Annotated in this window: 13 protein-coding genes; 5 read left to right on the top strand and 8 right to left on the bottom strand. The window is 61.0% G+C overall.

Translation table 11 applies throughout. From position 1 onward, the window contains the following. Positions 1-87 precede the first annotated feature (87 nt). From H8B20_RS24830 to H8B20_RS24845, 4 genes are all read right to left on the bottom strand, one after another. A complete protein-coding gene (locus H8B20_RS24830) occupies positions 88-642 on the bottom strand; it encodes a tetratricopeptide repeat protein (RefSeq protein WP_042561233.1) in 555 nt (184 codons plus the stop codon). 224 nt (positions 643-866) lie between these two features. After that, positions 867-2,150 carry a glutamate-1-semialdehyde 2,1-aminomutase gene (gene hemL, locus H8B20_RS24835; protein ID WP_150595254.1) on the bottom strand — a complete coding sequence of 428 codons (1,284 nt, stop codon included), beginning with the start codon at positions 2,148-2,150 and terminating at the stop codon, positions 867-869. Positions 2,151-2,167: 17 nt separating this feature from the next. Further along, positions 2,168-2,791: a thiamine phosphate synthase gene (thiE, locus tag H8B20_RS24840; RefSeq protein ID WP_210624889.1), complete on the bottom strand. Its 624-nt coding sequence runs from the start codon at positions 2,789-2,791 to the stop codon at positions 2,168-2,170. Between the two features lie 18 nt (positions 2,792-2,809). Next, positions 2,810-3,607 carry a hydroxymethylpyrimidine/phosphomethylpyrimidine kinase gene (locus tag H8B20_RS24845; protein WP_042561230.1) on the bottom strand — a complete coding sequence of 266 codons (798 nt, stop codon included), beginning with the start codon at positions 3,605-3,607 and terminating at the stop codon, positions 2,810-2,812. A 314-nt stretch (positions 3,608-3,921) separates the two neighbouring features. Between H8B20_RS24845 and H8B20_RS24850 the strand changes: the two genes are divergently transcribed. The 4 genes from H8B20_RS24850 (at position 3,922) to H8B20_RS24865 (ending at position 10,420) form a co-directional block, all read left to right on the top strand. Next, on the top strand, positions 3,922-6,276 hold the full coding sequence (locus tag H8B20_RS24850) for a hybrid sensor histidine kinase/response regulator (RefSeq protein ID WP_210624890.1): 2,355 nt from the start codon (positions 3,922-3,924) through the stop codon (positions 6,274-6,276). Positions 6,277-6,370: 94 nt separating this feature from the next. Further along, positions 6,371-8,020: an acyl-CoA dehydrogenase family protein gene (locus tag H8B20_RS24855; protein WP_210624891.1), complete on the top strand. Its 1,650-nt coding sequence runs from the start codon at positions 6,371-6,373 to the stop codon at positions 8,018-8,020. Between the two features lie 192 nt (positions 8,021-8,212). Further along, positions 8,213-9,712: an AMP nucleosidase gene (gene amn / locus H8B20_RS24860; RefSeq protein ID WP_162184593.1), complete on the top strand. Its 1,500-nt coding sequence runs from the start codon at positions 8,213-8,215 to the stop codon at positions 9,710-9,712. 72 nt (positions 9,713-9,784) lie between these two features. Then, positions 9,785-10,420 (top strand): pseudouridine synthase, encoded by a 636-nt coding sequence (locus H8B20_RS24865; protein WP_228732763.1) that lies wholly within the window; start codon positions 9,785-9,787, stop codon positions 10,418-10,420. Here H8B20_RS24865 and H8B20_RS24870 read toward each other — a convergent pair. After that, the gene (locus H8B20_RS24870; RefSeq protein WP_042561226.1) at positions 10,415-10,624 is read right to left on the bottom strand and encodes a DUF2788 domain-containing protein; all 210 of its coding nucleotides are present in this window, start codon (positions 10,622-10,624) and stop codon (positions 10,415-10,417) included. The genes H8B20_RS24865 and H8B20_RS24870 overlap by 6 nt on opposite strands. Positions 10,625-10,751: 127 nt before the next feature. After that, the gene (locus H8B20_RS24875; protein ID WP_042561225.1) at positions 10,752-11,231 is read right to left on the bottom strand and encodes an Lrp/AsnC family transcriptional regulator; all 480 of its coding nucleotides are present in this window, start codon (positions 11,229-11,231) and stop codon (positions 10,752-10,754) included. Between the two features lie 454 nt (positions 11,232-11,685). Between H8B20_RS24875 and H8B20_RS24880 the strand changes: the two genes are divergently transcribed. Continuing rightward, a complete protein-coding gene (locus H8B20_RS24880) occupies positions 11,686-12,687 on the top strand; it encodes a DUF6515 family protein (RefSeq protein ID WP_210624892.1) in 1,002 nt (333 codons plus the stop codon). 41 nt (positions 12,688-12,728) lie between these two features. On the opposite strand, the gene H8B20_RS24885 is transcribed toward H8B20_RS24880, so the two are convergent. Then, entirely contained in the window at positions 12,729-13,616 is an 888-nt protein-coding gene (locus H8B20_RS24885) for a cation diffusion facilitator family transporter (RefSeq protein ID WP_115146511.1), read from the bottom strand. 15 nt (positions 13,617-13,631) lie between these two features. Beyond that, a complete protein-coding gene (locus H8B20_RS24890; RefSeq protein ID WP_042561222.1) occupies positions 13,632-14,051 on the bottom strand; it encodes a hypothetical protein in 420 nt (139 codons plus the stop codon). Between the last annotated feature and the right edge of the window lie 54 nt (positions 14,052-14,105).

Consider the following 14,105-nt stretch of genomic DNA (forward strand, 5'->3'; position numbering starts at 1 on the left):
CGCTCCCACATTTAATCTCCAGTGTTCCGAAGACCACTTGTGGGAGCGAGCCTGCTCGCGATGGGGCCCGCAAGATCGGCTCAGAAATCAGGGAAGAGGCGAAAACGGCGTACGCCCATCGGCGCTCTGCAGTTCCATCAGGTATTTACGGAAAATTTGCCCGAGCACCTGTGTGGCGGTTTCGAGGTCTTCGCGGGACATTTTTTCAGAGACTTCGTCGGCAGTGTCCAGCGCCTCTTCGGCGCCGTTGACCGCGGCCATCTTCAGCACGATGTACGCCTGAATGTTGTTGGCCTGCACGCCTTCGCCGTGGAAGAACATGGTGCCGAGCTTGAATTGCGCCTGGGCATGGCCTTGCAGCGAGGCCTTTTCGAAATAGCTCAGGGCTTGATTGAGGTCGCGCGGCGCATTCTTGCCGTCGTAGTAGAACTCACCCAACTCGTATTGCGCTTGCGCATCCCCTTCATCCGCTGCCTTTTGGCAGGCGGCCAGTGCCTGCGTGACGTCTTGCGGCTGAGTATTGAGGGTGCAACGACCCATCGCCGGGATCAACAACGAGTTGCCGCCTGCTTGTGCATGCGCGAGCAGGGGCTGAAGGAGCAACAGGCAGCCCAAGGCAAGGGTGCGGCCGGTGCGGTTCATGGGAATCGACTTACCTCTGAAGGGCACGCGGACCCATCGAGGGATCCAATAAGCGCGCATTATGAAATAAGCAGGGCCATCCTTACAAAGTCTTTACTCGTTTTTCTGCTGCGCGGGGAATATATCGCCCACTTCAGGCGGATATTTAGCAGAGGCGTCGGAAAAACAGCTCGGGTGTAGGTGAAAGCTGACGCTGGCAATGGCCAACGTCAGCGGTTCGGCGATTATTTCAGTTTGGCGAAGGCGCGCTCGGCTGCATCCAGAGTCAACTTCAACTCGGCTTCGCCGTGGGCGATAGAGGTGAAACCGGCTTCGAATGCACTCGGCGCCAGGTACACGCCGCCTTCCAGCATCAGGTGGAAGAAGCGACCAAACAGGGCAGCGTCACTGGCCATCACGTCTTCAAAGGTGACGATGTCGTCGGCACCGCTGAAGTACAGGCCGAACATGCCGCCGGCCTGAGTGGTCACGAACGGAATACCCGCTGCGTCAGCGCGTTGTTGCAGGCCGTCGAGCAGGCGCGTGGTGTAATCGGTCAGTTCGTCGTGGAAACCCGGACGGCTGATCAAGCGCAGAGTGGTCAAACCGGCAGCCATGGCCAGCGGGTTACCCGACAGCGTACCGGCCTGATACACCGGGCCCAGTGGCGCGATGCGTTCCATGATTTCACGCTTGCCGCCGAAACAGCCGACGGGCATGCCGCCACCGATGATTTTGCCGAAGGTGGTCAGGTCTGGTTTCACGCCGTAGTAAGCCTGCGCACCACCGAGGGCCACACGGAAACCGGTCATCACTTCGTCGAAAATCAGCACAACGCCGTGTTTGTCACACAGCGAGCGCAGACCTTCGAGGAAGCCCGGCGCTGGCGGCACGCAGTTCATGTTGCCGGCCACTGGCTCAACGATGATGCAGGCGACTTCTTCACCGACTTCGGCGAGCATTTTTTCCACGGCGTCGATGTCGTTGAACGGCAGGGTCAGCGTGTGTTTGGCGAACGCTGCCGGTACACCCGCCGAGCTCGGAACGCCTTGGGTCAGTGCGCCGGAACCGGCCTTGACCAGCAGGCTGTCGGAGTGACCGTGGTAGCAGCCTTCGAATTTGATGATGCTGTCGCGGCCGGTGTAGCCACGGGCCAGACGGATCGCACTCATGGTCGCTTCGGTGCCGGAGCTGACCATGCGCACCATGTCCATCGACGGCACCAGCGAGCAGACCAGGTCGGCCATCTCGGTTTCCATCGCGGTCGGCGCGCCGTACGACAAGCCGTGCTGCAGTTGATTGCGCACCGCGTCCAGCACGTCCGGGTGGCTGTGGCCAAGAATCATCGGGCCCCACGAGCCAACGTAATCGACATAACGCTTGTCGTCCTCGTCAGTGACGTAGGCGCCTTCGGCGTGTTTGAAGAACAGCGGCGTGCCACCCACGCTCTTGAACGCGCGAACCGGCGAGTTCACGCCACCGGGAATGTGTTTCTGGGCATTGGCAAACAGGGTTTCGGAACGAGACATGATCGGGCTCTCAAAAATCAGGATTTGAACAATTCATTGAATGCGCGGGCGCGGCGGGTCACTTCGGCGGTGCTGTCGGCACCAAACAAACCGTGGACCACAGCAAGCAAGTCGACGCCGTGGGCCACCAGCGGCGCAGCGTTGTCGAGGGTGATGCCACCAATCGCGCAGATCGGCAGATGCAGCGCACGTTTGGCTTCGTCGAGCAGATCAAGGCTGCAGGTCGGTGCACCGGGTTTTGTGTTGGAATTGAAGAAACGACCGAAGGCGACGTAACTCGCGCCTTCCTTGGCCGCCTGTTGGGCCAGTTCGATTTGCGCGTGGCAAGTCGAGCCGATGATCGCTTTCGAGCCGAGCAGGGCGCGGGTCGGTGACAGCGGGCCGTCGGTCTGGCCCAGGTGTACACCGACGTTCAGGCGCGCGGCCAGTTCGGCATCGTCGTTGATGATCAGCTGCGTCTTGTAGCGTTCGCACAGATCGCGCAACGCCTCGGCCTCGCGCAGACGGCGGGCCTCGTCGCTGCTCTTGTCGCGGTATTGCAGCAGAGTGACGCCGCCTTCCAGCGCCGCCTCCACGTACGACAGGAACTTGCCGGCCAGCAACTGGCAGTCGGTAATGGCGTACAGGCCACGTAGTTTCATCAGGCAGACCTCACGACGTTACGAGCAGAAATCCAGCGGCAGGCGACGCGGGACAAACTGGCCTTTGCCCAGCTGTTCGGCATCGCGCAGGGTGCGCCAGGTGTAATCCAGTGCACTGCGCACGGCGCTGGCGAGGTTTTCACCTTGCGCCAGGCGACCGGCCAAGGCACTGGCGAGGGTGCAGCCGGAACCGTGATAACTGCCCGGCAAGCGCTGGCAGTAAAAGGTTTCACGCAGACCGTCGCGGCTGTACAGGCGATTGTGGATTTCAGTTTCGTCGCCGTGGCCACCGGTAATCAGCAGGTTCTTGACGAACGGCAGAAGTTTTTCAGCGCACTCGTCCGCGCTGCCTTCGGGCAGTTCGGCAAGGATGCGCGCTTCGGGAAGGTTGGGGGTCGCGATGATCGACAGTGGCAGCAGACGTTCGCGCATCGCATAGCCGACTTCGTCCTTGCCCAGACGTCCACCGCCGCCGGCGCGCAGTACCGGGTCACAGACCACCGGCAAGTGCGGGTGCGCCGACAACAGTTCGACAACGGTGTCGACCATTTCCAGCGAACCGAGCATGCCCAGTTTGACCGCAGCGACTTCGGAGTCGTTGAGTACGGCATTGGCCTGGGCCAATACCCACTCACGGTCGAGGACGCGAAAGTCAGTGACGTTGACGGTGTCTTGCACGGTCAGGGCGGTGACGGCCGGAGCCGCATGGCAACCCTGCGCGAGCAGGGCTTCGATATCTGCCTGCAAGCCGGCGCCACCACTGGGGTCGTGGCCGGAGAGACAGAGGACAACGGGGCGGGAGCTGTAGATATTCATGGTGCGCGAGCTTACCACCAAAGCTGATTTTCGGGTGTGGCTGGCGCAGCAAGATCAAAAGATCGTCCGATCGCGGCCCGAGTCGTTGGAGGATCTTTTGATCTACCTGACCAATCAAACAGCTCTAGTTCGCTGCTTTGCTCTGGAACGCCCGTTCTAGAGCCTTTGTAGGAAAAATTCCGATGGTGCTCAATGGCCATCAACGGCTATGCTAGTCTGGATCCAAACCAATAACAGGTAACACCGGTTTTACGTCTACTCACAAGGAATGGGGGGCTTCCTGACACAACCGGACGAGCCACGCTGGGGCTTCAATGCGCTATCTGCTGATGTTGCTGTTCTGCTTGCCCCTCATGGCGAGCGCCGTCGAATTCGACGAATTCACCCAGAGCCTCCCTCTGGGCCGGTCACTGCAAGTGTTCGAAGACCCGAGCGGTCAGGCGAGCATTGCAGATGTCCGCGCGCAGGCTGCTGCCGGCAATTTCAAAGCCCACGACAAAGCGACGCTCAATGCCGGGTACTCACGCTCGGCATTCTGGCTGAAGATCGACCTGCATTACCGCCCGAGCAATCCTGGCGCCCAGCGCACCTGGCTGTTGGAGTTGGCGTATCCGCCGCTCGACCATCTCGACCTGTATCTGCCCGACGCCCATGGCGACTTTCATTTGATCCGGCAAACCGGCGATGCCTTGCCGTTCGCCAGTCGTGAGATCCGCCAGAACAACTATCTGTTCGATCTGACGTTCGCGCCGGGTCAACAGCAAACCGTGTACCTGCGACTCGCCAGCGAAGGTTCGATCCAGGCGCCGGTGACGTTGTGGTCGAGCACTGCGTATCTCGAAGACCAGCCGGTGCGCCTGTACGTGCTGGGCATCATTTATGGCGTGCTGCTGGGGATGGTGGTCTACAACCTGTTCATCTACCTGAGCGTGCGAGACACCAGTTACCTCTATTACATCTTCTACATTGCCTCGTTCGGGCTCTATCAGCTGTCGGTGAATGGCGCGGCGGTCGAGTATTTCTGGCCGAACAATCCGTGGTGGGCCAACGCCGCCACCCCGTTCTTCATCGGTTGTGCGGGGCTGTTCGGCAGCCAGTTCGCCCGCAGCTTTTTGCAAACCCGGACGCACAGCCGCTGGCTTGACCGCTTGCTGATCGCCTTGATCGCCTTCGGCGCGCTGGTGGTTGGTCTGTCGTTGATGGCCAGTTACGCCTTGGCCCTGCGCCTGGCAACAACGTTGGCGCTGACCTTCACTGTGGTGATTTTCGCCGCCGGGATTCTGGCCTGGTGCCGCGGCCTGCGGGTGGCGCGCTACTTCATCATCGCCTGGTCGGCGTTTCTGCTCGGTGGCGTGATCAACACGCTGATGGTGCTGGGCTTGCTGCCGAACGTGTTCCTGACCATGTACGCCAGCCAGATCGGCTCGGCCATCGAAGTGGCGCTGCTGTCGCTGGCATTGGCCGATCGCATCAACGCGATGCGCGAGCAACAGGCGCAGACGCTGTTCGATGCCAGCCAGAAACTTGAAGTGCTCAACCAGCAACTGGCCCGCAGCAACAAGCTCAAGGATGAATTCCTCGCGACCCTGACCCACGAACTGCGCACGCCGATGAACGGTGTGATCGGCTCGCTGGAACTGATGCAGACCGTCGACCTCGACCCGGAACTTGAGCAATACCAGCAAACCGCTGCCGGTTCCGCCCGGGACATGATGCGCATGGTCAACGGCATCCTCACCCTCACCGAATTGCAGGCCGGCAAGCTCAAGGCGACACCGGGCAGCTTCAGCCTGCGCGGCGTGGTCGAGGCATTACGCGTGCAATTTGAAAGTAATGCGGCGAGCAAGTCGCTCGACTTCAAAGTCGACGTGCTGCCGACCCTGCCGGATCGCCTGAATGGCGACAGCACGAAACTGGCGCAATGCCTGGAATGCTTGCTGGATAACGCGATCAAGTTCACCCGCGTGGGCGGTCTGGCGCTACGTGTTAGCGGCAAACCGACGACGGACAATCGTATGGCGCTGTCGTTTGCGGTGATCGACACCGGTATCGGCTTCACTGATCTGGGCGAGGCGACGATGTATCAACGCTTCTTCCAGCTCGACGGGTCGATGACCCGTGAGTACGGCGGCTTGGGCGTGGGTCTGGCGATTTGCCGACAGTTGGTGGAATTGCTCGGCGGCAAGCTCACCCATCGTTCCGAACCCGGTCGCGGCAGCCGTTTCCAGCTGGACGTCGAGTTCGAATTGCCGGTGGTCGAACCTGCGCCAACAGCGGCGCCTGCCCGCGATTGCATACGCGCCCCACAAGACTGCACGGTGTTGTTGGTCGATAACAACAGCGTCAACCAGTTGGTGATGCGCGGCATGCTGCTCAAACTCGGTTTCCGCGTGCGCGCCGCCGATAATAGTGCGGCAGCGCTCGATTACCTGCAGCGCGAGAGCTTCGACGCGGTACTGATCGATTGCCAGTCGCCTGCCCAGGACGGCGCGGCATTGTGCTGCCAGATCCACACTCTGCCGGGTTGCGCGCATCTGCCGGTGTTCATGTTGGCGCTGAGTGCCGACCGCGAGATGTGCAGCCCTGGCGCGGTGATCGATTACCTGAACAAACCGGTGAAATTCGAAGATTTGCAGGCAGCGCTGGAGCGGCGCGTGCTCTGCTGCTGATAGGGTAAAAGCGCCGCAAAAACGGCGGATATGACACTTTGTTCGGCGTGGGGGCGGTGCTTAACTGACCTTCTCGCTGAAGAAGGAACCCGTCATGAACCTGCATCAGTTCGCCGAAACCCACGAAGTCACCAACCAGCCGCCGTCGCTGGACGGCAGCAACCTGTACCGCATTGATCTGCCGTTGCAGGAGTGGTCGCGCCGGTTTGGCGCCGGTTGGGCCGAATCGCGAATTGATGCCTACGGTGCTCTCGCTGGCGGGCCGCTGATGGAAGCCGGGTTCCTCGCCAATCAGAACAAACCGGTATTCGCCAGCCATGACCGCTACGGTCATCGCATCGATCTGGTGGAATTCCATCCCGCTTATCACGAGCTGATGCGTACGGCCATCGAACATGGCCTGACGTCCTTGCCATGGGCGCACCCGCAGGACGGCGCCCACGTTGCCCGGGCCTCCATGAGTTACCTGCACAGCCAGGCCGAGGCCGGCAGTGGCTGCCCGTTGACCATGACGTTCGCCAGCGTTCCGGCCCTGCGTTTGCAGCCGAACCTGGCCGAGCAATGGCTGCCGAAAATCCTCGCCACCGAATACGATCCGCGCAATGTCGGCATGGCGCACAAGGCCGGGGTCACCATCGGCATGGCGATGACCGAGAAACAGGGCGGCACCGACGTGCGCGCCAATACCACCAAAGCCTATCCGGTCGGTGCCAGCGGGCCGGGCGAGGCCTATGAACTGGTCGGGCACAAGTGGTTCTGCTCGGCGCCGATGTGCGATGCGTTCCTCACGCTGGCGCAGACCGACAAAGGCCTGACCTGTTTTCTGCTGCCGCGCCATCGTCCCGATGACACGCGCAATCAGTTCTACATCCAGCGCCTGAAAAACAAACTCGGCAATCAGTCCAACGCCTCCAGCGAGGTGGAATTTCGCGGGGCGCTGGCGTGGATGGTCGGTGAAGAGGGGCGCGGCGTGCCGACCATCATCGAGATGGTGGCCATGACCCGTTTCGATTGCATGGTCGGTTCCAGCGCGCTGATGCGTCAGGCGCTGACCCAGGCCAGCCATCACTGCGCGCACCGCAAGGTCGGCGGCAAACTGCTGAGCGAACAACCTTTGATGCAGAACGTGCTGGCCGATCTGGCGCTTGAAAGCGAGGCCGCACTGGCCCTGAGCCTGCGCATGGGCAAGGCGCTCGATCATCTGGATGATCGCCACGAAGCGCAATTCGCCCGGTTGGTGACGGCGGTGGGCAAATACTGGATCTGCAAACGCGCGCCGGCCATGATCAACGAAGCCGCCGAATGCATGGGCGGTGCGGGTTATGTCGAAGACAGCATCCTGCCGCGACTGTACCGCGAGGCGCCGGTCAACTCGACCTGGGAAGGCTCGGGCAACGTCCAGTGTCTCGACGTGTTGCGTGCCTTGTCGAAAGAGCCGGGCGTGCTGGATGTGTTGTTCAGCGAACTGGGTGATGGCCATGGCGATAAACGTCTGGCCGCACATATTCAGCAGTTGCAGGCGCAGTTCAAGGATACGAGCGACATTCAATACCGGGCGCGGCAGTTGACTGAGGATATTGCGCTGGGGCTACAGGCCAAACTGTTGCTGGAGGCTGGGAATTCGGCGGTCAGTGATGCATTTATTGCCAGTCGTCTGAGTGGGGGCGGACGAGTCTACGGTGCGCTGCCGCGTGGACTGGACGTCGAAGCCATCGTCGCCCGCTCGACCCCGCAAGGTTTCTGACCCCAATCTCCACAACACAACAAAACCCTGTGGGAGCTGGCTTGCCAGCGATGGCGTTCTGTCACTCGACATCGATGTTGAATGTGACGACCTCATCGCTGGCAAGCCAGCTCCCACAGGGATTCGGGTTGTCTGAAAGATTTAGGTGTAGCCACAACGCCACTGTTCCCGTCACGGCACGATGCAGGCAAGATGAAGCTCTGCAAGTCAGAACACAGGAAGCTGATCGTGACCGAAGCGTTTATTGTCGTTCAAACCGCCGAACAAGCCGTGGATCGTCTGGCCGAGCTGCATGAGCGGGCCACTTCTGCGCTGAACTCGGCGCTCAAGCGGTACCTCAAGGATCGCGTCGAGCCCGACGCCGAGCAGCGTGCTCAGTTTCGTTATCCCGAACTGCGTTTGACCTATCACTGCCAGGGCGAAGTCCCGCAGACCACCCGCGCCTACGCCAAGGTGCAACTGCCGGGCACCTACAGCGTCACCGTCACCCACCCGGCGGCCTTTCGCAAATACCTGCTCGAACAACTTGTGCCGCTGATGCATGATTTCACCGTGACCGTGGAAGTCGGCGTCAGCCAGCAAAACATTCCGTATCCATACGTGGTCGAACAGGGCGACGAACTGGCCGGCTCCGGCGTGACGGCAGCGGTGCTGGCGCGCGTGTTCCCGAGTACCGATTTGTCTGCCGCCACCGATGGCATCGCCGACGGTCTCTACGATTGGGAAAATACCGATCCGCTGCCATTGGCGCTGTTTGATGCGGCGCGTGTGGATTTCTCGCTGCGCCGACTGGTGCATTACACCGGCAGCGACTGGCGTCATGTGCAGCCGTGGATCCTGCTGACCAACTATCACCGTTACGTCGACCAGTTCATCGTCCATGGTCTGGAGCAATTGCGCAGCGATCCGCGTTTCGTGCGTATGGTGCTGCCGGGCAACGTGATCATCGAAAAGAGCATGGATCACGGCGAAGCCTCGGCGATTGCTGCCGGTGTGGTCTGGCACCGCTACCAGATGCCGGCCTATCACCTGATCGCCAGCGATGGCCACGGCGTGACCTTGGTCAATATCGGTGTCGGCCCGTCCAACGCCAAGAACATCACCGACCATTTGGCGGTACTGCGTCCGCATTGCTGGCTGATGATCGGTCACTGCGGCGGTCTGCGTCAGTCGCAGACCATCGGCGATTACGTGCTGGCCCACGCCTACATGCGTCGCGACGGTATTCTCGATCGCGTCGTGCCGCCCAACATTCCGATCCCGGCACTGGCCGAAGTGCAAATGGCGCTGCAACAAGCGGCAGCCAATATCACGGGCGAGAAGGGCGATGATCTGAAAAAACGCCTGCGCACCGGCACCGTGCTGACCTACGACGACCGTAACTGGGAACTGCGCTGGGCCCAGGAGCGACCGTTGATCAACCTGTCCCGCGCCGTGGCGGTAGACATGGAAAGCGGCACGATTGCCGCGCAGGGTTATCGCTTGCGGGTACCGTATGGCACGTTGCTGTGCGTTTCGGACAAACCGCTGCACAGTGAAATCAAGCTGCCGGGTTCGGCCAACGCCTTCTACGAACGCGCGGTCAGCCAGCACTTGAAGATCGGCATCGAAGCGGTTGATCTGCTGCGCACCGAACTCAACTCGCTGCACTCGCGCAAACTGCGCAGCTTCGACGAACCGCCGTTCCGTTAACGGTTAGTCGTGGTCATTTGGCGATCCGGGCACTAGCATTGTCAGCCCAGATCGCCAGATGTTGTTTTGCCCATGTCCCGTCCTCCGCTTCCACCTTCCCGCCGTCCCGGCGCGAAGCCTCCGTCTTCTGCCCCTCGCCGTGTCGCCAAGGCGCCGCCGGCCGAGCCGAAGCTGATCCTGTTCAACAAACCGTTCGATGTGCTGACGCAATTCAGCGACGGTGAAGGGCGGGCGACGCTCAAGGATTACATCGACGTGCCGGGCATCTACCCGGCCGGGCGTCTGGACCGAGACAGCGAAGGTTTGCTGCTGCTGACTAACGATGGCCAGTTGCAAGCGCGGATCGCAGACCCGAAACACAAGCTGGCGAAAACCTATTGGGTGCAGGTCGAAGGCGAGCCGACGGACGAGCAGTTGCAGCGTCTGCGTGATGGCGTCGAGTTGAATGACGGCATGACCTTGCCCGCCGAGGCGCGCCAACTCGATGAGCCTGAGCTGTGGCCACGTAACCCGCCCGTGCGTTTTCGCAAAAGCGTGCCGACGAGTTGGCTGGAACTGGTGATTCGCGAGGGACGCAACCGTCAGGTACGGCGCATGACTGCCGCGGTCGGGCTGCCGACGCTGCGGTTGGTGCGGGTCAGTATTGGTGACTGGACGATCGACGGTCTCGATCAGGGCCAGTGGGCGGAGGTGCCGGCGCGCTTATAGAGCGCCGGATTCGATCAGGCCGATCACCACGCTCTTGATGATGAACGCGGCCACACCCAGGCCCAGCACGAAGAACAGAATGAGCGAGCCGAAGCGACCGGCCTTGGACTTCTTCGCCAGATCCCAGACGATGAAACCCATAAAAATGATCAGGATGCTGACCAGACCGGTCATCATCCACTCTTCGAGTAGTGCAGGATCCATCGAACATCTCCGGCGCTGGGCGGGGGGTAAAGGGCGGCGGCGATTATACGCCATGGGCGATTGGTGAAGTATTGACCTGCGTCGGTGTGCCACACCTCTTCAGTCACCGCTCCTGCAGGGAGAGATTTCAGCTACGCAAATGAGTCAGCGGCAACTCGGTACTGTTCAATACCTGATTCAGCACAAAGCTTGAGCGAACGCTTGTTACGCCGTCGATGCGGGTGAGGTGACCGAGCAACAGCTTCTGATAGTGATCCATGTCCGGTACCACCACTTTCAACTGGTAATCAGCATCCACCCCCGTCACCAGGCTGCACTCCAGCACCTGCGGCAACGTGCGAATCGCCGCTTCGAAATTCTCGAAACGCTCTGGCGTGTGCCGGTCCATGCCGATCAGCACGTAAGCCGTCAGGCTCAGGCCGAGCATCTTGCGGTCCAGTAGCGCCACCTGACGCGAGATATAGCCGTCGTCTTCCAGCTGTTTGACCCGGCGCGAGCAAGGGGAGGGTGACAGACCGATGCGCTCGGCCAACTCCTGGTTGGAGATGCGGGCGTCGCGTTGCAATTCCGCCAAAATGCTCAGGTCGTAACGGTCGAGTTTGCTCATCAATCTGTCCTTGGTTGTAACTATTGCGGAGGATTATCTATCCAGGGTGAAAAATTGCGCAAGTGATGTTTATTTGAGCAATCTTCGCAATCCTGTGTCGCGGCCTCAGGCTTATCCTTATCACCAGAATCACTGCTCGGTAACACAGTCCACGCGGCCCGCCCAATCAGGCCTGCCGCGGCCGCCACCCCCACCGGGGTTGGGCCGGCCCCCGAGCTACGCACTGTCCACAAGACGGCGTGAGGTGAGCCGACGTCAAAAGCGTCGAGCCAGGACGAAGTTCTCTAAAGGGAGGCCGACGGGTCTCCCTTTTTTCTTGTGCGCGATTTACTGCTGCGCCGCTCAATAAATAAGTTGCGTGACTGATAACCTGTTGCAGAACCCGGTGTGTGTTTCCCCGGTCTTAGCTACAGGCCACTCCAATCAAGGTCTCTGAGCCGCAGTGAGGAATTTCATGAAGTCGCGCATCTGGCAGTTGGCCGGTGTTGGTTTGCTGTGTATGAGTGTCGGTGCGCAGGCACTGGCCGATGAGCCGCAAAATCGTGGCCCCGACGGCGGCGGTCGCGGGCCGGAACATCAGGGCAATAATCAGGGCCATGGCGGCGACAATCAGCAGCGCCCGCACAATAACGAAATCATTCGTGGCGACAACAGCCGCCAGTTCGAGCACAACGGTCAGCAGAACAACGGCCAGAACCAGAACCGCCCGGCCTACAACCCCAACCCGGTGCGCCAGCCCCCTCCACCGCCGCAGCTACCGGCCAACAGCCTGCCGATCCAGCCGCGCCCCGACGCCGTGCGCCAGACCCAGGAACCGCGTCAGGGTTACTACCGCGATGAGCGTCCGCAAAACGGCTACAACAATCAGCATTGGCAGACCGGCAATCGGCCCAACGACAACCACTGGCCGGGACGTCCGGACGGTCACGGCACTGGTTGGGGGCCCGGTCCGCAATATCGCCCGGGGCATGTGATCGATCGCTTCCCCGATCGTGACTATCGCGTGCCGTATCGCGGTCAGGACTACTTCTATTCCGGCGGCTACTGGTATCGCCCGCAAGGTCCGCGCTACATCGTCGTGCAACCTCCGCGCGGGATTCGTACGCAGTACTTGCCGGATTACGCCCGTGAAGTGTGGGTCGGTGGGTCGCTGCTGTTCCTGGCTGCCGGCTCGTACTACGCGTATCAGCAAGACACGCAGGATTACATCGTTGTCGCGCCGCCCTTGCAGCAGCAACAGCCGCAATCCCAGGGCTACGACGTCGAGGCCTATCCGGCCAATGGACAGTCGCCGCAGCAGGTGCAGCAGGACGGATACCAGTGTTATCAGTACGCGGTGCAGCAAAGCGGTTTCGATCCGCGCACCGCGACGTATCAACCGGCGCCCGAGGTGGTCCAGGCCTACCGTCAGGCCCAGGGCAATTGCCTGAGCAGTCGCGGTTATAAGGTCAGATAGAAGCCGCTACGCGCTGCAAGTTTCGAGCTACAAGCTTGAAGCTAGCGGTTTGTAGCTGCTTTGATCGGGTCTGCGTGCACCAGCACTTCGGCTCGCGGGTAGGCTTTGTGAATGGCATCGGCGGCCTGATCGCTGATGCCGTGCGCGACGGACAACGTCAGCTCCCCCGGCAGTTCCAGATGCAACTGCACGAACCAGTGGTTGCCCGAGATCCGCGTGCGCAAGTCATGCGCGCCCAGCACCCCCGGCACACTGCACGCCAGTTCGAGCATGTGCTGGCTGACGTCCGTCGGCAGTTCCTCGTCCATCAACACTGAGAAACTTTCTCGGGCGATCTGCACCGCGCTCCACAGGATGTAGACAGCAATCCCCAGACCGAACCACGCATCCAGTTGCTCAAAACCAAACCCGGCCAGCACCAGCGCAATCAGAATGCTGCCGTTTAGCAGCATGTCCGAGCGGTAATGCAGCGAATCGGCGCGCACGGCGTTGGAGCCGGTCGCCTTGATCACCCGATGCTGCAACACCAGCAGCGCCAGCGTCAGCAGCAGGGAAAACACGATCACGCCGATGCTCAGCCAGGGCGCGCCCAGCGGCTGCGGATTGTTCAGCCGCTCATACGCCTGAAATGCGATCAACACCGCACTGCCACCAATGAACAGCGCCTGCGCCATTCCGGCCAGCGACTCCGCCTTGCCGTGGCCATAGCGGTGATCGTCGTCCGCCGGACGTAACGCGTAGTGCACTGCCAGCAGATTGAGCAACGACGTGACGCCGTCCAGCGCCGAGTCGGTGAGGCCGGCGAGCATGCTCACCGAACCGCTCAGCCACCAGGCGATGGCTTTGGCGACGATCAGCGTGCAGGCCACGGCCACCGAGGCGCGGGTGGCCAGCCGCAGCAGGCGGGCGTGTTCGGGCTTGGAGATCATGGGCAGGGTGATTCCTTATGCGGCAGGTTGCAGGCCGAACATAGCCAGTTGCTGAGTGCTGCCCTTGTGCTGGATCAGGCGCGGATCGTCCAGCGGGAAGTTGCGCCCCAGTTCCGTTTCGAGAATAGCCTGCAACTTGTGGTTATCGACCTGACCGTCCGGGCCGACGGCTTGCTTGAGCTTGGCCGGATCGATTTGTGCGGTATGACCTGGCTCGAAATAGATCGCGCCAGTGGCGAAGTCGACAGCAAATGCGATCAGCCCGGGGATCACGTAGAACAGCAGCCCGACGGCATCGAGCACGGCAATCGCCGGGTCAATCTTGCCGTCGATCTGGCCGCGACGATCCGGATAGAAAATCGAGCCGCACGCGGTGATTTGAGTGAGCAGGGTGGCGACCAGCACGCCGCCGATCAGGCGAAAAGGTAAACGCATGGGAAATATCTCCTGAGTCATCTAATAACGAAGCGTCGTCGTGTGAAGTTAAGA

It is taken from the genome of Pseudomonas sp. P42 (genome assembly GCF_017973755.1).
In the GTDB taxonomy this organism is placed as follows: Bacteria; Pseudomonadota; Gammaproteobacteria; order Pseudomonadales; family Pseudomonadaceae; genus Aquipseudomonas; species Aquipseudomonas iridis.